The 21,704-nt window shown below is 42.9% G+C and carries 18 protein-coding genes, 1 riboswitch and 1 other annotated feature; of the genes, 8 read left to right on the forward strand and 10 right to left on the reverse strand.

The window, feature by feature from the left end:
- Positions 1-19: 19 nt before the first annotated feature.
- Complete coding sequence (locus A5867_RS11480) at positions 20-1,558, reverse strand: zinc ABC transporter substrate-binding protein AdcA (RefSeq protein ID WP_087627652.1); 1,539 nt, start codon at positions 1,556-1,558, stop codon at positions 20-22.
- A gap of 322 nt (positions 1,559-1,880) precedes the next feature.
- Positions 1,881-1,980, forward strand: a riboswitch (TPP riboswitch).
- 93 nt (positions 1,981-2,073) lie between these two features.
- On the opposite strand from A5867_RS11480, the gene A5867_RS11485 reads away from it, so the two are divergent.
- The 4 genes from A5867_RS11485 to A5867_RS11500 are packed head-to-tail and all read left to right on the forward strand — an operon-like array spanning position 2,074 to position 5,308.
- Positions 2,074-2,697: a YkoF family thiamine/hydroxymethylpyrimidine-binding protein gene (locus tag A5867_RS11485; protein ID WP_087627653.1), complete on the forward strand. Its 624-nt coding sequence runs from the start codon at positions 2,074-2,076 to the stop codon at positions 2,695-2,697.
- On the forward strand, positions 2,690-3,292 hold the full coding sequence (locus tag A5867_RS11490) for an ECF transporter S component (RefSeq protein WP_010749530.1): 603 nt from the start codon (positions 2,690-2,692) through the stop codon (positions 3,290-3,292). Before A5867_RS11485 ends, A5867_RS11490 begins: the two co-directional genes overlap by 8 nt.
- Positions 3,289-4,701: an ATP-binding cassette domain-containing protein gene (locus A5867_RS11495; RefSeq protein ID WP_087627654.1), complete on the forward strand. Its 1,413-nt coding sequence runs from the start codon at positions 3,289-3,291 to the stop codon at positions 4,699-4,701. The genes A5867_RS11490 and A5867_RS11495 overlap by 4 nt, the downstream gene beginning before the upstream one ends.
- The gene (locus A5867_RS11500; RefSeq protein WP_051095383.1) at positions 4,628-5,308 is read left to right on the forward strand and encodes an energy-coupling factor transporter transmembrane component T; all 681 of its coding nucleotides are present in this window, start codon (positions 4,628-4,630) and stop codon (positions 5,306-5,308) included. Before A5867_RS11495 ends, A5867_RS11500 begins: the two co-directional genes overlap by 74 nt.
- A 62-nt stretch (positions 5,309-5,370) precedes the next feature.
- Here the strand turns inward: A5867_RS11500 and A5867_RS11505 are convergent, their stop codons facing one another.
- Entirely contained in the window at positions 5,371-5,889 is a 519-nt protein-coding gene (locus A5867_RS11505) for a S24/S26 family peptidase (RefSeq protein WP_087627655.1), read from the reverse strand.
- A gap of 178 nt (positions 5,890-6,067) precedes the next feature.
- Between A5867_RS11505 and A5867_RS11510 the strand changes: the two genes are divergently transcribed.
- Both A5867_RS11510 and proS read left to right on the forward strand, forming a co-directional pair.
- Positions 6,068-7,909, forward strand: a complete 1,842-nt coding sequence (locus A5867_RS11510; RefSeq protein ID WP_249270052.1) for an SNG1 family protein — start codon at positions 6,068-6,070, stop codon at positions 7,907-7,909.
- A 96-nt stretch (positions 7,910-8,005) separates the two neighbouring features.
- Positions 8,006-8,210 (forward strand) — a binding site (T-box leader).
- Between the two features lie 41 nt (positions 8,211-8,251).
- The gene (gene proS / locus A5867_RS11520) at positions 8,252-9,685 is read left to right on the forward strand and encodes a proline--tRNA ligase (RefSeq protein WP_015509942.1); all 1,434 of its coding nucleotides are present in this window, start codon (positions 8,252-8,254) and stop codon (positions 9,683-9,685) included.
- Positions 9,686-9,731: 46 nt separating this feature from the next.
- Here the strand turns inward: proS and A5867_RS11525 are convergent, their stop codons facing one another.
- The 6 genes from A5867_RS11525 to A5867_RS11550 form a co-directional block, all read right to left on the reverse strand.
- A complete protein-coding gene (locus A5867_RS11525; protein WP_087627656.1) occupies positions 9,732-10,736 on the reverse strand; it encodes a lipoate--protein ligase in 1,005 nt (334 codons plus the stop codon).
- Between the two features lie 18 nt (positions 10,737-10,754).
- Positions 10,755-11,495: an MBL fold metallo-hydrolase gene (locus A5867_RS11530; RefSeq protein WP_005229857.1), complete on the reverse strand. Its 741-nt coding sequence runs from the start codon at positions 11,493-11,495 to the stop codon at positions 10,755-10,757.
- Positions 11,496-11,701: 206 nt separating this feature from the next.
- A complete protein-coding gene (locus A5867_RS11535; protein WP_249270053.1) occupies positions 11,702-12,487 on the reverse strand; it encodes a DUF975 family protein in 786 nt (261 codons plus the stop codon).
- Between the two features lie 9 nt (positions 12,488-12,496).
- Positions 12,497-13,579: a M42 family metallopeptidase gene (locus A5867_RS11540; RefSeq protein ID WP_010749523.1), complete on the reverse strand. Its 1,083-nt coding sequence runs from the start codon at positions 13,577-13,579 to the stop codon at positions 12,497-12,499.
- Between the two features lie 188 nt (positions 13,580-13,767).
- Positions 13,768-15,822 carry an ABC transporter permease gene (locus A5867_RS11545; RefSeq protein ID WP_087627658.1) on the reverse strand — a complete coding sequence of 685 codons (2,055 nt, stop codon included), beginning with the start codon at positions 15,820-15,822 and terminating at the stop codon, positions 13,768-13,770.
- Positions 15,812-16,576 (reverse strand): ABC transporter ATP-binding protein, encoded by a 765-nt coding sequence (locus A5867_RS11550; protein WP_005236606.1) that lies wholly within the window; start codon positions 16,574-16,576, stop codon positions 15,812-15,814. The genes A5867_RS11545 and A5867_RS11550 overlap by 11 nt, the downstream gene beginning before the upstream one ends.
- 287 nt (positions 16,577-16,863) lie before the next feature.
- Here A5867_RS11550 and nrdD point away from each other — a divergent pair, with 287 nt between their 5' ends.
- Both nrdD and nrdG read left to right on the forward strand, forming a co-directional pair.
- Entirely contained in the window at positions 16,864-19,059 is a 2,196-nt protein-coding gene (gene nrdD / locus A5867_RS11560) for an anaerobic ribonucleoside-triphosphate reductase (RefSeq protein WP_034869343.1), read from the forward strand.
- An 83-nt stretch (positions 19,060-19,142) separates the two neighbouring features.
- Complete coding sequence (gene nrdG / locus A5867_RS11565; RefSeq protein ID WP_005229836.1) at positions 19,143-19,739, forward strand: anaerobic ribonucleoside-triphosphate reductase activating protein; 597 nt, start codon at positions 19,143-19,145, stop codon at positions 19,737-19,739.
- Between the two features lie 137 nt (positions 19,740-19,876).
- Here the strand turns inward: nrdG and A5867_RS11570 are convergent, their stop codons facing one another.
- Positions 19,877-20,533 (reverse strand): DNA alkylation repair protein, encoded by a 657-nt coding sequence (locus tag A5867_RS11570; RefSeq protein ID WP_087627660.1) that lies wholly within the window; start codon positions 20,531-20,533, stop codon positions 19,877-19,879.
- 19 nt (positions 20,534-20,552) lie between these two features.
- Positions 20,553-21,677, reverse strand: coding sequence for a DNA polymerase IV (gene dinB / locus A5867_RS11575; protein ID WP_005229832.1), 1,125 nt, complete (start codon positions 21,675-21,677; stop codon positions 20,553-20,555).
- Between the last annotated feature and the right edge of the window lie 27 nt (positions 21,678-21,704).

The raw sequence follows: 21,704 nt of genomic DNA on the forward strand, positions 1-21,704 counted from the left end.
GGATTGTCAATCTTTTTTTTTAATGGGAAAGCATTTCCTGTGCAATTTCTAATCCACTCATCCCAGTTGGGTAATAGGTTGGCCAATGATCCATTTCTTCTAATAAGGCTTCATGACTATCATTGCCGAAGTAGATATGGAAATGATGGGACGCACTTGGTGCGATCATATGGTCGCTGAATTGGATGTATTTGAATGCCGCATCTTCGTCAGTGCTTTCAAACAAGAAACGTACGCCACGATTACCAGCGGAATAGTTCAAAATCTCTTTGCCAGTATACACATAATTGGCTTCTTTCTCTGTGCCATCATCGAAGATAAACGTCATTGTATTGTCTGTGATCTTGATCTGAGCAACATCTGTTTGATAACCGGTCGTATAATACTCTTTGTATTCGTCAGCCGTCATTTTCTTGTCCATTTTTGCTTTATAATCAAACACTTGGTCTAATGTTCCGTCTTGTAAAAATGGATACACGGATTGCCATTCTCCTGCCCAATCAGATAATGGACGATCTTGTACATCTGCATCCTCGAAATAGCCGTTATAAACCGTTTTTTCTTTTTCGGCTTCCGCTATTTCTTTGTCATTTGCTACATCGGTCGTTTTTCTCAAGGCATCACGGTTTTGTTCCATGATCGAAATATAGTCTTCCCCGTTATCCATTTGCTCTTGGGTCAACCCTTCTAATGGATTCAAGACAGCCAGTTCGACACCTGCTTCTGAAGCTAACGTTCGTGCAATGCTGTCTTTGGCATTTTCTTCAAAGTAAATCGTTTGGATACCTGTTTCTTGAACGAACTCTTTTAGTTCTGCGATTCGTGAAGCGGAAGGTTCCTCACTTGGTGAAAGACCAGAGATCGGTACTTGGGTCAACCCGTATTCCAATGCCAAATAACCAAAAGCTGCGTGCTGGGTCACGAAGTGATTTTGCGCTGGATTGCTAAACGCTTCTTCATAAGACGCATGAAGCTCTTGTAACTTCGCTAAATAATTCGCAGCATTTTCTGCAAAGGCTGTCGCTTTCTCTGGATAAGCCTCACTTAGTTGGTCACGGATCGCCTCTACTTGTTTCATGGCTAAGCTTGGTGCTAACCAAACATGGGGATCCAATTCATGGGAATGACCATCATCGCCATGATCGTGGTCATGATCATGATCCTCGTCTCCTGGAAGTAAGACCATTCCTTCTGTGGCTTTGACCACTGTCACATCTCCATCATTTAACGTAGCTTCAATCGAAGGAACCCACATTTCCATGTTTTCATTGTTGTAGACAAAGACATCCGCATCTTGGATCTTTGCCATGTCCTTTGCAGAAGGTTCGTAGTCGTGGGAATCAGTGCCTGCGGGCATCAATAATTCGACCTGCCCTTCATCCCCTACGACTTGGCGTGTAAAATCATACATCGGATAAAACGTGGCCATGACCTGAATTTGTTCATTCTCAGAAGAGGCGTTTCCTGACTGCTCCGTATCGTCAGAACCACCTTGACCACAGGCAGCCAATGCGAGGGCTACTGCTGATAACATCGTTATTTTAAAAAACTTCTTCATTTTCTAACTACACTCCTTTTATTTTTCCTCTTTTTCTTTCCCTTGGTAAAATACTGATAAATCAATTACGATTTATAAAAACAAAACGTAACGCTTACGTTTTACCATCGGTTTTATACTTTACACAACTATTTGCAACCTGTCAACCGCTTTTTCACTTGTTTTTTTATATGTAAAAACCTTCATATGTACCACCACAAATATCAGTGAAGAAATTTCCTTGAAAGACTTGCTCTGCTGATTTTTTTTCAATCGTCGAACATCTCTTTTTATTGTCCTTTGCTGGGTCCTGTGCTACACTCGAGGGGTAATTGAATAGAAGATTATCCACTAGGGGCGCTTTATGCTGAGATAGACGTAAGTCTGGTCCCTTAGAACCTGATTTGGTTAGTACCAACGTAGGGAAGTGGCAGCGCATGATTTTTCGCGTTCCCATTTTTTCTGTCTACGTGTGGATAGAAAAAGGAGGAACGCTTTTTTTGTAGACAGAAAAACCATCGAGAGGAGAAGAGAAAATGACAAATGAACCAATCGCCTGTGCCGCAGGCGGGATCGATATCACTGGGTGCCGAGTAAGTTTGTACCCCATGAAAGACCACTTTGCGCAACAAATCGTAGCGAGCATTGAGCGGACGGATACAACAGCTGTTTGGCAGCAAACCGATCTGTTCAGCACCCTTTTCCGAGGGGAAGCCCCAAGTGTTGTCGATGCGGCAGCAGGGCTATTTATCAACGCTTACGAATCCAAGACACACCTCGTGGGTGAGTTTACTTTTTCTAAGGGCTGTCCTGGCGATTCTGCAGGTGACGCGTTTTTGAATGGAGAACAGGCACAACCCAATAAAGCAAGCAATCTTATGAATGGTACGTTTGACGTGGATTGTAAATACTCGTTTTATGTATTTGGGGAAAACAATTATATGGAAGAGATCGCCACCATCGTCCAACTGGCAGAAACCTATGGTTTGGCGCCTCGCTCCGCCCATTATGTCACGATGCTGACGGGAACGGCCAACCAACTCTTTGGGTATTTTGAAGCGGCATTAGCGTATGCCCATGACCATCTTCCCCATTATGTGTTAGAAGCAACGGTCTCAGTCAACAGTCCTTCCAAAAAGAAGGCGGTGTCGCATGACTAAATGGGTCTTAAAAGATGTCATTATGGTGGGGATCGCTTCGTTGATTTTTGGCGTGATCTATTTGGGCGCTGTTCATTTTGGGCTGTTGTTAGGTACGCTTTTAACACCCTTTGGTTTGTCTGTTTTAGCGAATGAGTTTATTTTCGGGGTTTGGTTCATGGCAGCGGCTTTTGCTGGCTATGTGCTGCGCAAACCGGGCGCAGCGACGATCACTGAGATGATCGCCGCACTTTTAGAAGTGTTTATGGGGAATTTTTATGGACCGATTATTTTTATCAGCGGATTTGTACAAGGGATTGGAACAGAAGCTGGCTTTGCATTAGGTGGCTACCGTCGCTATGGCTGGTTCCCTTTGATCACTGGTGCCATTGGCGCCACGATCACGAGTTTTCTTTGGGGGATCATTCGGTCAAATTTCGTTGACTTGCAATGGCAGTTGTTGGTGGTGATTTTTATTATTCGCTTGCTTTCTTCTTTATTCTTTTCCGCCTTTTTGGTCAAGATCGTCTGTGACCATCTGACACGCATGGGCGTTCTAAACAGTTACCCGATTGCTGAAGACCAAACCATTAGCGCCAAACGAGAAGCGGCATGAGCCTGCTCGTGAAAAACGGCTGCTTTTTCGTGGATCAAAAACGGCTTGATCTGACACTGTCTTTAGCCCCCGGAGAAACAAAAGGAATCTATGGTGCTTCAGGAACAGGAAAAAGCACTCTTTTCCACCTCTTAGCGGGGCTTAACGAGAAAGGGTTTGAAGAAGGAACCTATACGATCGATGACCGAACGCTAAACCAGCTTTCCATTCGAGAAAGAAGCACATCGATCAGCTTACTGTTTCAAAATCCAGATATGCAATTTTGTATGGCCACGCCTCGAGAAGAACTACTGTTTTGTCTTGAAAATCAATGTATTCCCCAAGCCGACATGCCAAAAAAAGTAGCGGAAGCCTTGACGTTTTGCGAGATCAGCCATCTTGCCGATCAGCCCTTTACGACCTTGTCTGGCGGTGAGAAACAGTTAGTAGCATTGGCTTGTTGTCTGATTTTAAAGAGTCGCTACTTGCTTTTGGATGAACCATTTGCCAATTTGGACGCTGACACAAGTCAAAAAATCATTCGAAAACTGCGACAGCTCCAAAAGCAACATGCCATTGGCATCTTACTGATCGACCATCAAATCAAAGAAACTGCTGACTGGGTAGCTGAGTGGCTGCTGATTGAAGAAGGATTCAGATCCGTCGATCAAAATAAGATGCGCACACTCGATCAGGAGCTGCGCAGGTCACTACCGCCTGTTGAGATTAAGAAACTTTCTGCAAAAGAGCGGCTATCTTTTCAAGATTTTCGCCTGCCGATCCGTAACCAAGCGATTGTTTTTCCGAATCTTACCTTTGATAGTGGGACAATGATTGGGCTCACCGGACGTAGCGGCAGCGGCAAATCTTCGTTTTTAAAAGCGATCTTGCAGCAGCAGGCGTACTCAGGAACCATTCGCCTGTGCGGGGATCCAATCAAGAAGCATCCCTCCCCTTTTCGGTCCATCAGCTGGATCATGCAAAATCCGCAGGACCAGTTTTTGGCTGCTACAGTGGCACAGGAGCTTAGCCAAGGACGTGCAGCGACCGAGAGTGACAAACTGCTGGAAAAATTGCGACTACAAAACAAGAGCACTCAGTCCCCTTTTCTACTCAGCCAAGGCCAGCAAAGACGCTTGGCAGTAGCAGCTTTATTGCAGCGACCAGTCAAATTACTGTTGGTGGATGAACCGACCTATGGCCAAGATGTCAAGCAAGCTTGGCAGGTCATGCAGTTGTTAGCCGAAAAAGCCGCAAGCGGCACCTTGGTTTTAATCGTTAGTCACGATGTCTTATTATTGGAAGCATTTTGTTCACAAATCATTGATTTTAATCATTATGAAAAGGAGGACATAGATGCGCACCCTCAACCCGACAGTCAAGTTATTCGCCATTTTAGGACTCGCCTTACTGGTTTCTTTTCAAAATAATTTCAGATTGAATCTGCTACTCTGTGTCCTATTCTTTGCTGTTTCTGTAAACGAACGCTCTTTGAAAAAAAGCCTTTTGCTTGTTTCTGCATTGACCTTGGCAGCTGTGGGGGTCTTTTTCACCGGACTCCTTTACTACCAGGACAACCAAGGTGGCTCCTCCTCAGCAGCAGCTATGCGCTATGGACTTGACATGGCAAGCCGTATCTATTGCTTTGGTATGTTGGGCAGTTCTTTCAGTGTATCGACCACGATCAATGAGCTGATTTATTCGCTGCAGCAACAGCTGCGACTCCCCGCCGTTTTTGCCTATGGTCTGCTCGCTGCGTTTCAAATTGCGCCCATCATTCCAGCCGAGTATCAGAATATCCGTAATAGCATGCGTTCTAGAGGAATCCCCGTCAATCTATTTTCATTCAAGATGCTGATCCCTTTACTGGTCAAATCGATTCGTTGGTCTGAGCTCTTGGCGACTGCGATGCTTTCAAGAGGATTTGACAGCGAGGCAAAGCGAACCTACGCCAAGTCATTTCGCATCACTTTTGCCGATATGCTCTTTCTATCTTTTTGTCTGATAATCGGCCTCGCTGGAACACTGCTCTTATAAAGGGGAAAAAGAGAAAAAGCCAAAGAAACACTGCCGTTTCTTTGGCTTTTTCCTTCTTATGGCTAAGAGATGATTGATTTTTTTATGGATCCAGATTTGATTTGATAGAGCGTTACAAACAAGGTGGTCACTAAAATATACATTGCGAAAAGGAAATACATGTTTTTAAAAAGCTGGATCGTCGTTTGATTGAGCCAAGCCCCTACTTTAGGGATATAAAAAATGGGTTGCCCAATCAATTGGCTTTTTTGGATTTCTTTTGGTTCCATCTGGCTTTGGTTATCACCGATCGTATAAAGCACCGATTGGTTTTCTCCCACTGCAACGATTCGCCGTGTGCGCATCTGTCTGCCGTGATCGACATAATAGGTCACTTCATTACCAACGACCAAATTTTCTTCTGAAGCCTTTTTAACAAAAAGTAATGTCCCTTCGGAATATGTAGGTTCCATTGCATCGCTGTTAACGATGGCCATTGTGAAACCAAACGCATGAGGAATCACGACCGCTAAAACAGAAATCAGCATAAACAACAATACAAAAAGTGAGAGCATGATACTTTGTTTTGGCAAAAGTTTCATTTTCTTTTCTCCTTCTAAGGCTCAGTTTCTTTTTCGATTCTATAACATATTTAAATTTTTTTCAAATATTTAAAAACGATTCATTGAATTTTTATGCGTATTTTTTCTGATTATTATTTGACTTTATTTTACTATTTATATTATGCTAAAGGCGATTAAAAAACATAGGAGAAAAAGTATGCTTTTTTTAAATAACAAGTTCTTTTTTAAACGTTGGATTCCCTTTATCCTACTCGTTCTATTTTTGCTAGGAAGCATCGGTTTTTTTCTTATACTCTTCCTATCTCCTACTTCTGATAACCATACCGTGGAGAAGAAGGAAGATTGGATTTTTTATGCGGAAGACAATCCTGATTCTACTTTTATTAGCCGTTATGTGAAATATTTACCTAGCGTAAAAGCCAATGAGCGATTTGTCATGCAGCGAAAAATGACCAATGAATACAAATATCCAACGATGCTGCTGATTGGCGATCATCAACACATGACCGTCTATTTGGATGATAAAGAAATTTATACCAATGAAGCTGCCGAACATTCATTGACCTTCAACCATCCTGGCAAAACCTTATCTTTTATCACATTGCCAGAGGATTACGTTGGAAAGACTTTGAAGATCTACGTGACTAGTCCTTTCGACACCTATTCTGGCTTTCCAGCCGAAGTCTTTTTCGGTCCTGCCAATGCATTGATCGGTTATGTTTTTAGTCTATCAATTTTGAATATCTATATCCTCCTATTTACCGGATTTATTTGTATCCTTAATTTATTTTATCTCTTCGTTTCATTTATCAACCAAAGAAAGCTGAAAGTATCTTCCATTTTATTCAGTGGCTTTGCCTTAAGTGCAGGTTTAGAAGCAGGCTTCGGGGATCTGCTGGGTGGACTGCTTTTTTCTCCCATCGTGAATTCATTTATGTTAAATTTTCTTTCGATTATTACGCCCATGTTTTTGATTGGGTTTTACTACACAAACATGCACTTCGTACGTAAGTATTATCAGAAATGGTTGTTTGTTCACTACTCCTTCGGGATCTTTGCCATGTTTTTGGCACTTTTTCAAAAACAAAGTTTGCCAGTCGTCATGAACTATCTGTTTTTATTAAATATCACCAGCACCTTTGTGACTTCGTTTGCGGCGATTTATGAGGCGTTAAAAAAGAATCAATTTTATGTCCTTTGTGCACCTTGGATCGTTGTCGCGGCAATCGGTCATGGGTTCTTGTATATCCAAAATATTTTAGTCCTCCCGCAATCTGACATCAATTGGCGCTCGATCATCTTTTTCTTACTGATACTTATTTTTACTTGTTATGGGTTCCTCGAACTCTTTTTTGCCAGTGAAGGCAAAAATAAGCAGATCGACACAGCAGACATCAAAGTGCGATTGTATGAAAATCAGCAGGCGATCGGTCCAGATCAAACGGCACAATGGCAGCAAGTTTTACAAACCATCAAAAAGAGAACCCATACCATTAAAGACATGTTAGAAGATGAACAACTAGCGGCTGCGTATGAAGGTCTTTGCGAGATTGAAGAAGAAATCAAACAGCAGCTAACGATCCCTGCGGTTGAAAAAGAATCGATCACGACGATGCTGCTTGCTGATTATCAACACACTGCCGCTCAAAAAAGGATCACGCTTACCTGCGATGACCTCACGGAACCACTGGAACGATTGGAAGAAAATGATCGTCTGTCCTTGATCGCCCATTGCTTAGAGTACGCCATCCGCTACACCTGTTCGGTCACAGATCCTCAAAATCACAGGCTTTCGTTGAAAGTGACTGACACAAAAGAACAGCTACATATCGACTGTCAAATGCCGATTTTGACAGAGGATGAGGCAGAAAAACTGCAAACTGACGAAGCAAAACGACAGGCGATCCATACCGATGTGCAAATGCTGGAACAAATATGTCTTGTCTATCAAGGAAGTATGCGTATCGAGGATTCAGATGGTTTTCATTTTTTGCGTTTGACACTTGCCGCTAAAGCGGATCTGCTGTCTTTTGACTGACTGCCTTTTCTCCGATACGTTAAACGGTCTATTTTAAGAAAAAGCGAAAAAACTCTTGCTTTTTTCGCTTTTTCGCTTTAGCATGATAAAGAACAGCAACAAGCATTGGAATAGTAATTTTATGATGGTCTTAGAGAGTCGATGGCAGCTGAAAAATCGACACCCGCTGATAAAATGAACCTACCCAATGGCAATGACCGCAAAACGGTCGGTGGAAAGGCCTTATCCTTTACGAGTTGGATTATCCCGATCGATAATCAACAAAGGTGGTACCGCGAAATCCAAGCATTTCGTCCTTTTTTAGGACGAGATGCTTTTTTATTTTTTTAAGGAGGAAAAAGAATGACACAAAAAAATGATTTTACAGAATGGTATATCCAAACGATCCAAAAAGCCGAATTGATGGCTTACTCCCCAGTGAAAGGCTCCATTATTTTCCGTCCTGACGGCTTCGAACTTTGGGAGCATATCCAAGAAGAGTTCAATCGATTCTTGAAAAAAGAGGGCATTCGCAATGCGTACTTCCCAATGCTGATTCCGCAAAATTTCTTTATGAAGGAAGCGGATCATATCGAAGGCTTTGCCCCTGAATTACCTTGGGTCACAGAAGTCGGCAACGAAAAACTGGAAGAACCTTTGGCCTTGCGTCCAACCTCAGAAACCATGATCGGCTCTGCCTTTTCTGATTGGATCAACTCCTACCGTGACCTGCCTTATGAAATCAATCAATGGGCAAACGTCTTTCGTTGGGAAAAGAAAACATTGCCTTTCTTGCGTACCTCAGAGTTTTTATGGCAAGAAGGTCATACCGCTCATGAAAATGAAGAAGATGCTCGTCAACGCACCATGAAAGTCTTAGATGAATATGCCCGCCTTTGCGAAGAATTCCTAGCGATCCCTGTTTATCGTGGACAAAAAACCCCATCTGAGCGCTTTGCGGGGGCAGTAGATACGTATTCGATCGAAGCGATGATGAAAGACGGCAAAGCAGTCCAAGCAGGAACCAGCCACTACATGGGGACAAAATTTGCTGAAGCATTTGATATTACGTATTTAACGAAAGAAAACAAGCATACCCATGCCCACACAACCTCTTGGGGTGTCTCTACCCGCTTGTTAGGTGCCTTGATCATGACCCATGGCGATGAAAATGGTTTAGTTTTCCCACCAACCATTGCACCAACCCAAGTTGTGTTGTTACCAGTCGGTCCTTGGAAAAAGAATCCAGCCATCTTAGAAAAATTAGAAGAACTGTATGCCAACTTTAAAGCCAAGGGCATTCGTGTTCGTTTGGATGATTCTGATAACTCACCTGGCTATAAATTCAATGAATGGGAACTAAAAGGCGCTTGCTTGCGAATCGAATGTGGCCCAAGAGATTTAGAAGCTGGCAAAGTCATGGTCAAAGTCCGTGACCTAGCTGACAAGCAAACGGTGGCGCTTGAGGAATTAGAAGCGTTTGTTGACCAAGAATTACAAGCAATGACTCCACGTTTATTAGCAGCTGCGAAGGAACGAAACAAAGATAATGAGTACACCAACATCGATACATTGGATGAACTAAAAGCCCATATCGAAATGTGCAAACAAGAAGACAAAGTGACTGGTTTTGTTTTGATCGGTTGGGATGGCTCGGAAGAAACCGAGGCCAAAATCAAAGAAGAAACTGGCTTTACTACCCGAAACATTCCGTTTGAAGCACCAATGGAAAAAACAGTCGATATTGTCAGCGGCAAACCTGCCAAACACACCGTTTGGATCGCCCGCGCATACTAATAAAAAACGAAGCAGCCAGATGGAAAAGGCTGCTTCGTTTTTTTTTTTAATAAATCAATGAAAGAAAATCTTCAGTCGTGATGTTGCCAAAATATTTTTTGACATCAATGTTGGCAATGACTTGTGCCAAATCTTCTTTGGCATAACGAGTACCGATCAGTGCTTGTTCTACATCTGCAATGTCCCCTAGGCCGAAAAAGTCGCCAAAGATTTTGGCATCTGTGATTTTTCCTTCTGCCACATTTAAACGAACTTCGATGGAGCCGATCGGGAATCGATGACGACGTTCGATATCAAAGGCTGGTGATTTGCCGTAATTCCAATCCCAGTTACGATAATACTTATCGGAAATCTCATTGATCTTGACCCAATCCTCTTCTGTTAGTTCATAGGTTTTGACGTCTTCCACGGAATCGACACCAAAAATCTTCAATAAGATTTCTTGACGGAACTCTTCAGTCGTCATGTCTTGCTTCTCTTTTGGCAAGAATGGTTTGATGTTGGTCACTCTTGAACGGATCGATTTGATGCCTTTTGATTCGATTTTGTCTTTACGGACTTTCAAGGCGTTAACTACTTCATTGATATCACTGTCAAACATGATCGTGCCATGAGCAAACATCCGGCCATTTGTTGCGTACATCGCATTCCCAGAAAACTTCATGTCATTGATCACAAGGTCGTTGCGGCCTTTTAGTTGCGCCCCTTCAACCCCCATCTCATGTAAAGCTTGGACGATTGGTTTGGTCAGTTTTTCAAAATCTCTGAAAGAATTCCCATCGTCAGGCATAATAAAGCTGAAATTCAAGTTTCCGAAATCATGATAGACTGCACCGCCGCCGCTGAAACGACGAACGACATGGATCCCATGTTCATCCACATATTCCTTATTGATCTCTTCGATCGTATTTTGATTGCGTCCAATGATAATCGATGGTTCATTAATGTAAAAAAGTAAGATGGGTTCATCCACTTTCATTTCTTGAAGAAGAAAAATCTCGATGGCTAAATTGATGCGTGGGTCATTCAGTTCGTTCGGTACAAAAAGCATACTATTCGTTCCTCCTAATTAGATGATTTCAATTATTTTTTGAACAGCCGCCAATTCAACGGGGATCCCATTGGCAGCTAGTGCAGCCTCTTCTCGTAACTGTTCTAAATCACCGTGTTGCGGCAAATGCGTCAACATTAATTTTTTTACCTGCGCCGCATGGGCGATCTCGCCTGCTTCTTTTGACGTAAAATGAGCCTTGTGCCGCTCATTGCCTGCAAAAAGATAGGTATCTGCCAAAAACAGGTCAGCTCCTTGTGCAAACGGAACAAAAGATTCTAAGTAGCCAGAATCGCCTGTAAAAACAAAAACCTTTCCTGTGCTTTTCTCAACAAATCGCATGGCATAGCAAGTGACTGGATGGATCGTTTTCATAAAGGTAATGGTAAACGGGCCCAATTCCAATGACTCCGTTTGGAGGTAATCAATTCCTTGAGTCACTCCAGGCATCGTCAGGCTTTCAAAATGAACAGTGTCCTCCCCATGTCCGTAGATCGGCAAAACCTGGCGTTCTTCGTTTCCTGGATATAATTGCCAATAGTATTGCAATACCCCTAGATCCGCAATATGATCGTGATGGTAATGCGTCAGAATCACTGCATCTAAGTCTAAGGGATCAAGGATTTTTTCTAGTTGGACCAAGGTGGTGCTTCCCGCATCAAGCAGCAAATGAAAGCCTTCCGACTCAATTAAATAGCCAGTAGTCCCTTCACCATTATACGGATAGGCACCTAAACAACCTAAGACAGTTATTTTCACTTGTGTTTCCTCCTCTTTGGCTCAAGCTGGTTTTCTACTTCTTTTATGCTATCACATCTCAGCTGATTTGACTAAAATCCGACCATTTTTTTGCAAAAAAAGATCGAGAAAACGAGAAAAAAACGATGCCTATTGGTAGAACCCTATGAATGAGTTTTTTACTCTATCTGCAGGGAGCCAGACCAATGGGCCATCGTCTTTTTTGTTTATCTGATCATCGCTCGTTGTTCATTGATCAATTCCTCATAAAATACTGCATTAACTGCATAAGCGTAGGCGTTTGCCCATAGCATCCCGATCATCAGTGCCAAAAAGCCGAGAATAAACCAACCAATCAATGATAACTGTAGCCAAATGTATTGACCCAGATGTGGACGCAAGAGCGCAAAGGCCACTTTAATTGACTGAAGAACCCCTAATTCCGGTTGATCATAGCGCAGATAGATCGCTAATTGGATCACACCAGTAACGACTTGTGACAAAAAGAAGAACAAAATGATGGCGAGAAAAGTCCCGAGTACAAAAGCCAGGGAGCCATTAAACATCGCCAAATCAATAGAGATTCCCCGATTAAAATTGAATACCAAGTCCAAATATTGATTGAGCCCTGATAAGACAAACTGCGGCAAGAAAATCGCAAAACTCAAAAGATAATTTAAAAGCGCGCTCACTAAATTTAGTAGCAAAAACGGTACATACAGACGCTTATCAAAGACGAGAAAAATATCCCCCACGTTGATTCCTCTGCCACGAACCAGATAGAGTGCCATGATACTCAACGCTACCGAAAACGCAAAGAAGACAAAATTGTCCAAGATCAGATCGATCCAGCTCCCTGCATTGTTTGCACCAAAAGAAGTCCCAATACTACTAAAAAGCGAGCTGACCACCGCTTGTACCGCAACCGTCGCTAAAATACTTAAGACGAACGTTCCCCAGAATCCGCGCAAGGCGTTTTTGGCGGTCTCTCGAATCATTGTATTTGATCTCATAGACTCACCTTAATAACTGCGCAATGCTTTAACGGTCTTATCGTCTAAGCGGCGAACCACTTCCGTTACAAGCTTGACTGTATTGAAGTAGTCATCCTCATGAATGACAGAAGTATGAGAATGCAGGTAACGAACTGGCACGGTAATAGCGATCGAAGGGACCCCATCACGAGTCAAATGCATTTGACCAGCATCGGTTCCTCCACCAGTGATCACGGTATATTGGAAAGGAATTTCCATCTCTTCTGCGACATCGATCACAAAATTCAATAATTTCTTGTGAGGAATCATGGAAGCATCAAAAATCAGGACTTGTGGGCCTTTGCCTAACACAGAATCCGCTTCTTTTGGTGTCATTCCAGGTGTGTCCCCAGCGGTACCAGTATCTAGTGCGATCGCGATATCGGGATTCACTAAGTGAGTGCTTGTTCGCGCCCCTCTTAGGCCAACTTCTTCCATCACGTCACTGCCAGCAAACAAGCAGTTGGGATGTCCTTCTGCTGCCAAGGTTTCTAATACCCGCAGTGATACCGCCGTACCGATTCGATTGTCCCATGCTTTGGCTAATAAAAATTTGCTGTCGTTCATCCGTTTGTATTGGATATAAGGGGTGATCATATCTCCCGGACGGATCCCCCAGCCTTTGGCTTCTTCTTCACTTGAAGCGCCGATATCAATGAACATATCTTTGATATCATACGGTTTATTTCGAGTCTCTGGACTCAAGACATGGGGTGGTTTTGAACCGACGACACCGTGTATCAATTTGCCTTCATTGGTTTTGATCTCGACTTGCTGTGCCAGCATCACTTGCCCCCACCAACCACCAAGAGTCTGGAATTCAATAAAGCCTTTTTCTGTGATTTTAGTTACCATAAAGCCGACTTCATCCATATGTCCCGATATAAAAATTTTCGGTCCACCGCCATCACCAACATGTTTGGCAATGACACTTCCTAAACCATCAAAAAAGATATCTTCAGCAAAGTCTTTGGCATATTCTTTAAAGACTTCACGCACTTCCTCCTCATTACCAGGAACCCCACGTGCAGTCGTTAGGTCTATTAAAAGCTGTTCTTCTTTTTTCTCCATCTTGCTTCCTCCTTTGTCTCATTGATTATGATTATACCATTCTCTTAATCTGGTGCCAGAGGGAAATACAAAAAGATTGGTTAAATGAAAAAACGATCCTCGTTTTGTAGTGATCCTCAAGATTAGATTTTTTGGTCTAACTTGTAAGGTTCGCTTCAATTCTAAGGATCGTTTTATCAAGAATTCAATCAAGTTTCAATTATTCGCAGACACAGCTTGACGGTAATCAAATAGGCAAATAGATAGACGACTGCTGCAACAGCCGCAAACAAATGAGCGACCCAATACCCAGGACTGTCGATGATTTGGGTGAAGGTATTGATGGCAAAGACGGCATGCAAGATCGCCAGTAGCGTACCTGGCATAAAAATCCAGATGTTTTGCCAGTAAATGAGTTTGCGTACTTCTTTTCGGGTGTAACCTAGTTTGGTCAATAATCGGTAATTGTGTTTCTCCCGTTCGGTATTTGAAAATTGCCGAACGATCAAACTGCTGGATGTCGTGATCAAAACGATCACACCTACAAATAATGACACAAACAAAACGATTCCTGCTTGCCGCCGCACGCCGCGCATCGTTGTAAAACGATTCGCTAAGGTCAGTCGATATGCGGTCATCTGGTTATTCTCACTAGTGGAATCTCGGGCAGTCTCTGGATAAAAACGCACGCTTTTTTGGTCATCGCTAAACTCATAGGTCAAAGGATGCGTCCACTCAATCGGCAGCTCTTCATCTAGCAGCTGAGTCAAGCTCTCCGTTTGCATCTTGTCTGTTTGTAAATAAGCAACGCTATAGGTGAAGCCCTCAACTTGCTGGTACGCATCATCTTGGATGACAAGGACATTCGGCAAGGAATAGCGCAAGGCAGAATCCCCAAAATAATCCTGTTCTGCTTGAATGAGTTTGAACGTATGTTGACTGCCGATTTTGACCTCATCGCGATAGGTGATAAACGAACGAGTCACATCGTATTGACTGTCAAAAAGCACCGCTTGTTTATCGGTACTCAGTTGAATCTCCGGGGCATCGGGAACCAGTTTTCGCAGACGCTGATAATCAGAAAAAGCGACCAGATTCACCATGATATTTTCAATATTTTCGTCTTGCAACTCTCCAAGGTAACGGGTTTGAACCGTCATATTGGTCATTTTATAGGGAATCGATTGTTCGGCAATAATCGGTGTATCGGCTTTTTCTAAAAGGTCCCGCAAGGTATCTGCCTGCTCTTCTGACACTTGAAAGGACGTTGGATAAATGCGGTTCGTTGCTTGATAGTTTAATGAGATGACCCCCATCGTTCCCCCGATCAGGGAGATTGCGATCGCTGTGATGATCGTCAAAAGCGCATAGCTTTTCCACGTTCTTTGCAAGTAAGCACGCACGTTATTGTAAGCAATCAGTTTCGCCCCTTTGATAAGACGTTTTTTCGGCTTACTCAAAAAATATAACAATGCCGGCAACGAGCAATCAAAAAAAAGATAGGTTGCCGTCACACAACAAAACAGAATCAATAAAGGAATCCATAAAATTGCTGAAAAATCTTGTGTGTACGTGATATAGTTGGTCCAAGTTTCCCGCAGGGTCAAAGACAAATAGTAGCCTACCCCCAGTAGAATCAGACCTAGAACCCCCATTAATGAACGAAACGGGGTCATTTTCATTTTCTTGATCGGTAAACGGTATTCAGTCTTGATCAGCTCACTCATTGGGGTACGCCATACAAAAAGGATCACTTGAATACTCAAAATAATCATCGCCGCGATAAAGACAAAAACCGTTGAAAAAATCGATTGGGGCGAATTAAAGAAATGACTCGTTAAATTCAAGCCCATCGCTCGAATCAAAATCATAGAAAAAAATTTCGAAAAAATAATCCCCATAAAGATGCCGGTCACTAAAGAGAAAAAGTTCAATAGAAACGTTTCCCGCAGCAACAGCCAAGCCAGACGACCTTGCCGCAGCCCCAAAAGCTGGTAAACACTGATTTCTTTTTGCCGCTGACTAAGAAAAAAATGATTGGCACTCAGCATAAAAAACAAGACGACAAAGGCAACCACACTGCTGCCGAATCCTAAAACCCCTTCAATGCGGATATCTTGCTGGACCCGTTGATTCAGCAGACGATCATTCATCAAGGCGTTAAAGGAATAAAAAATCATCACAGCGGTCATCATACAAATAAAATACACCATATAATTGCGAAACTGCCGCAAAAAACTCCGCCAGCCGATTTTAAACAACATGGCGCGGACCGCCTCCAATCGTAGCCTGCATATCGATGATTTTTTCGAAAAATTCCTGACGGCTGCCTTTTTTGACAACTTCCGCAAAGAAGACACCATCGCGAATGAACAGAATCCGATTGCAGTAGCTGGCGGTAAAAGGATCGTGGGTGACCATCAAGATCGTCGTTTTTTCTTGTTGATTGATCTGCGCTAAATACCGTAACAATTCTGTTGCCGCTTTTGAATCAAGGGCTCCCGTGGGTTCATCAGCAAAAAGGACCGCCGGACGACTGATGATCGCCCGAGCAGCAGCGACCCTTTGTTTTTGCCCTACAGACAATTCTTCTGGGTAGCGATCCAACAAGTGTTCGATCCCTAACAAATTGGCCGTCTCCTCGATACGTACTTGAGTTTCCTTCACGGGCAAGCGATCAATCGCTAAAGGAAGCAAAATATTGTCTCTGGCAGTCAACGTCTCTAAAAGATTAAAGTCTTGAAAGATAAAACCGATCTGCTGACGACGAAAATCACTGAGGGCTTTTTCCGACATTCGGGTAATGTCTTTGCCATCGATATAGATCGAGCCTAAGCTAGGTCGCATAATTGAAGACAACAGATTCATCAAGGTCGTTTTCCCAGCGCCGCTGGGCCCCATCACCCCGACAAATTCTCCTTGATCCACTGCAAAAGAAAGGTTATCTAATACTTTGGTTTGATTGAAACGAGTGCCGTAACTTTTGGTCAGATGCTTCACATCAATCATATTTTTCACATAGAACCCTCCTTTAATAAAATTCTCTCCTTATGGTAGCATACTTTTTCATTGAATACTTCTGCTTCAAAACAGAGAAAAAATAAATTTAAAAAAGTTTTTTATTCATTATGTGAAACATGGAACAACCAAATCCTTAATCTTATCAGTTTTCTCAGAAAACACTCCAATGAATATACACCATATATTGTGTATATCCAATTTATCAACCCTCATTCACCACTATATATAGTTGCTCATTTCTACAATTTGTTTTATTATATTGAGGAAGATAAGGAGTGGTAGAAATGATGAACATTAAGAGAAATCCTGAGCAAGGGTTGGAAAGACAGTCCGCTTTGCGTCAGTTAAAAATCGTAAAACGTGATGGACGGCTTGTCGATTTTGATGATCAAAAAATTTACGATGCGTTAGTGAAAGCCCTAAGAAAAATCAACGGCGAGCTTTCTCCCATCGACCACGAAAAAATCACCGAGATCGTTGACAGTGTCGATCACGAGATCGCGGAACGTTTTCGTACGAATGTAAAAATCTATGAGATCCAAAATATCGTCGAGCATATCTTATTAGCAAAAAACGAGTATGCCTTGGCTGAAGAATATATCAACTATCGGACCCATCGTGATTTCGAGCGCAGCAAAGCCACAGACATCAACTTCACGATCAACAAATTGATGAATAAAGATCAATCGGTCGTCAATGAGAATGCCAATAAAGATAGCAATGTGTTCAATACACAACGTGATTTGACCGCTGGGATCGTAGGAAAATCGATCGGTTTGAAAATGCTCCCTCCTCACGTGGCAAATGCTCACCAAAAAGGCGACATTCATTACCATGACTTGGATTATCATCCTTACACCCCAATGACCAACTGCTGCTTGATCGATTTTAAAGGCATGCTGAATAATGGGTTTAAAATTGGGAACGCCGAAGTGGAATCGCCAAAATCGATCCAAACGGCCACCGCTCAAATCTCACAAATCATTGCAAACGTAGCATCGAGTCAATATGGCGGCTGTTCTGCTGATCGAACAGATGAATTATTGGCTCCTTTTGCTGAGTTGAATTATCAAAAGCATCTAAAAGATGCCGAAGAATGGATCGAGTCGCCTGAACGTCGGGAAGCTTATGCGAAGAGCAAAACGCGCAAAGATATCTACGATGCAATGCAAAGTCTAGAATACGAAATCAATACGTTATTCACCTCAAACGGACAAACGCCGTTTACTTCCCTTGGCTTTGGTTTAGGAACCAACTGGTTCGAACGGGAAATCCAACGAGCGATTCTCCAAATTCGCATCAACGGGTTAGGCAGTGAAAAGCGTACCGCTATTTTTCCAAAATTGATCTTTAGTATTCGCCGTGGCGTCAACTTGGCCCCTACCGATCCGAACTATGATATTAAAGAACTGGCTTTAGAGTGTGCCACCAAACGGATGTATCCTGATATTTTGAATTATGATAAATTGGTTGAATTGACCGGCAGCTTTAAAGTGCCGATGGGCTGTCGTTCTTTCTTGCAAGGCTGGAAAAACGAACGTGGCGAAGAAGTCAATGTCGGTCGGATGAATCTAGGCGTCGTAACATTGAATATTCCTCGGATCGCTTTAGAAGCAAATGGTGATCAAGAAAAATTCTGGACGCTGCTGGAAGATCGTCTGCAAATCGTCAAGGATGCTCTTGTCTATCGGGTGGAGCGCTGTAAAGAAGCCAGCCCTGCGAATGCGCCGATCCTTTATATGTATGGGGCTTTCGGTGAACGTTTGGATCGCAAAGACAATGTGAATGAACTATTCAAAAACAAACGTGCTACTGTTTCTCTTGGATATATCGGTTTGTATGAAGCTGCTTCGGCTTTTTATGGTGGAACATGGGAACAAGATCCAGAAGCAAAAGCCTTTACCCTAGCGATCGTGAAAGAATTGAAAGCTCATGCAGATGCTTGGGGCGATGAATACGGCTATCATTTCAGCGTATACTCGACGCCTAGTGAAAGCCTGACTGATCGTTTCTGCCGCTTGGATACCGAAAAATTCGGTGAAGTTGAAAACATTACCGACAAAGAATACTACACCAACAGCTTCCACTATGATGTGCGGAAAAATCCGACACCATTTGAAAAACTTGATTTTGAAAAAGAATATCCAAAATACTGTTCTGGCGGGTTTATTCATTACTGTGAATACCCAGTCTTGCAGCAAAATCCAAAAGCGTTAGAAGCGGTTTGGGATTACGCTTATGATCGGGTCGCCTATCTTGGAACAAATACCCCTATCGATCACTGTTATGAGTGTGGGTATGAAGGAGATTTCAATCCAACCGAACGGGGCTTCGAATGCCCGCAATGCGGCAATCATGACCCAAAAAGTTGTGACGTCGTCAAAAGAACCTGTGGGTATCTTGGAAATCCTCAAGCTCGTCCAATGGTCAATGGACGGCACAAAGAAATTTCTGCCCGGGTCAAACATTTGCAAGAATAAACGAAAAAGGAGTGCTAGAATTCTTCTACACTCCTTTTCTTGAAGACCAATCCCTGTAATTCATGATAGAAAGAAGTTTTCTTATGAGAAATCCGAAACCTAAAGAATGGCAAGCCAAAGAATATAGCCAAAATTATATTGCTGATTACAAAGCCTTCAACTTTGTTGATGGTGAAGGCATTCGAAATAGTTTATACGTGAGCGGCTGTCTCTTTGCTTGTGAAGGCTGTTTCAACAAAGCGGTCCAAAACTTTCGCTATGGTACACCTTTTACGCAAGAACTAGAGGATCGAATCATCGAAGATCTGCGGCATGATTATGTCCAAGGGCTGACCCTCCTAGGCGGCGAACCTTTCTTGAACACAACAGTCTGTCTGAAAGTCGTTGATCGGGTTCGTGCTGAATTTGGGCACAGCAAAGATATTTGGAGCTGGTCAGGCTACACCTATGAAGAATTGCTTTTGGAAACACCCGATAAATTGGAACTTTTATCCAAAATCGATATTTTAGTCGACGGTCGTTTTGAACTGAGCAAACGAAATTTAAACTTGCAGTTTCGCGGCAGCAGCAATCAACGAATCATTGATCTTGCTGCATCTCGGGAACAAGGAAAAGCGGTTATCTGGGCAAAGTGCAAAGATGCTGAAGCAAGTTACGAACAAATCAAAAAACAAATTTAAAAACTAAAAACACCGTGCATCTTGAGGTGACCCCAAAAGTTAGACCAAAAAATCGAACTTTTGGCGGTCCCCTCCTCTTTCTTCAAAGATGATGCACGGTGTTTTTTTATGTTATCTCAACTCAGTGACCAAGCTTTTTACAGGTACTTACTTGCTTCACGAATCGTCAAAGGCGCCAGACTTGTTTGATAGCGAAGAAGAAAGTCTTGGACCCACTGAGGATTCGTCTTGGCATAATCTCGCAAGCTCCAACCAATAGCTTTGTTGATAAAGAATTCAGAACTCCCCAAATTATTGACGAGGACCTCTTCAAGCAGTGGTTGATCCATCCGTTCTTTTTGCAGCAGTTGATGGAGTATTGCCACTCGCCGCAACCAAAGATTTTCCTCAAGACTCCAGCGAAGCATTTCAGCTTTTAACGCTGGCAGTCGGCGAACTAGTTTTCTGACAACCTCACTTAGGGCATCCACGCTATCCCACCAAGCTTTTGTTATGACTAGCTGTTCAATTTTTGCCAGATCGATGGCCGCTAGAAACGGCTCCATCACCACTAAATAATCAATCGCAAGGTATTGGTGTTCACGATAGCTGCTTTGCCAACAATGATCGATAAAGTCCCAATCAACCGTTTTCGTTTGTTTTGCTGCTTTGAAGGTCGCTTTCTCCTGCTGGCGGCGCAACGGCGTAGGAATGCCTAAAAAATCAAACTGATGCCGCATGTAGGCGGCCATTTTTTCACTTCGCTCCTGATCAGCCAACCCCACCATCGTGTCATATACTTGATAGAGTGTCATTTTGCTCCTCCTCTTCTGACTACTGCTCGTCAGATAGTTGCCATAAGGGCAGTACGATATTTTCATAGGTCAGTGGATCAAGATTTGTGACGGTGATCCCCAAAAGACGGATGCCTTTTTCCAGACCTAAAATTTCTTCCCAAATCAGACTTGCTTCGGAAAATAGCTGTTCTTTTTTATGAACATAGGTTGGCAAGGTCACTCGCTTGGTGATCGTAGAGTAATCACTGTAACGAACTTTCAACACGACCGTCTTGCCATGTTTTTGTGTGCGCTTCAGTGATCTTTCAACTTCTTCTGCGATAGCCCGTAACTGGCTCAATACTTGTTCTTCACTGGTTAATGGATTGCCGTATGTATGCTCTTTTCCAACTGATTTCCGTTCTCTCGTCACACTAACTGGGGAATCATGGATCCCTCTAACTTTCCGATACAAGGAATACCCCATTTTGCCAAATTCACGAATCAGCGCCATCTCACTCCAGCCATACAGATCAGCTCCTGTAAAAATACCTAACTCATGCATCCGCGGAACAGTTTTCTTCCCGATCCCGTGAAATTTATCAATGGGTAATTGTTGCAAAAATGCCACTGCCTCATCTGGCATCACCACCGTCAATCCTCGTGGTTTATGATAATCCGAAGACAGTTTTGCTAAGAATTTGTTGTAACTGACTCCTGCCGAACAGGTCAGATGAGTCTCTTGCCAGATGTCTCGTTGAATCAAACGAGCGATCTTAATTGCTGAAGGACAATTGATCTTGTTGACTGTGACATCTAGATACGCTTCATCAATAGAAACTGGTTCGATGATGTCGGTGTACCGATGAAAAATTTCTCTGACTTGCTGGGACACTTCACGATACTTTTGATGATTTCCCGGTTTAAAAATCGCTTGCGGACAAAGCTCATAGGCTTTTTGCGCACTCATTGCCGAGTGGATGCCATATTGTCGTGCCAGATAATTGGCGGTCGTGACCACTCCTCGTCCGCCAGTATCACTTGGGTGACGGGCAATGACGAGGGGATGCTTGGCAAGCTCTGGATCATCCCGTTCTTCCACCGAAGCAAAAAAAGCATCCATATCAATATGAATAATTTTGCGGCTCGTATCATTTTTTAAGGGAAATTGTAGTTCCGACATCGTTGTTCACCTCACTTCTTATTATAA

This window comes from Enterococcus sp. 6D12_DIV0197, assembly GCF_002174385.1.
In the GTDB taxonomy this organism is placed as follows: domain Bacteria; phylum Bacillota; class Bacilli; order Lactobacillales; family Enterococcaceae; genus Enterococcus_D; species Enterococcus_D casseliflavus.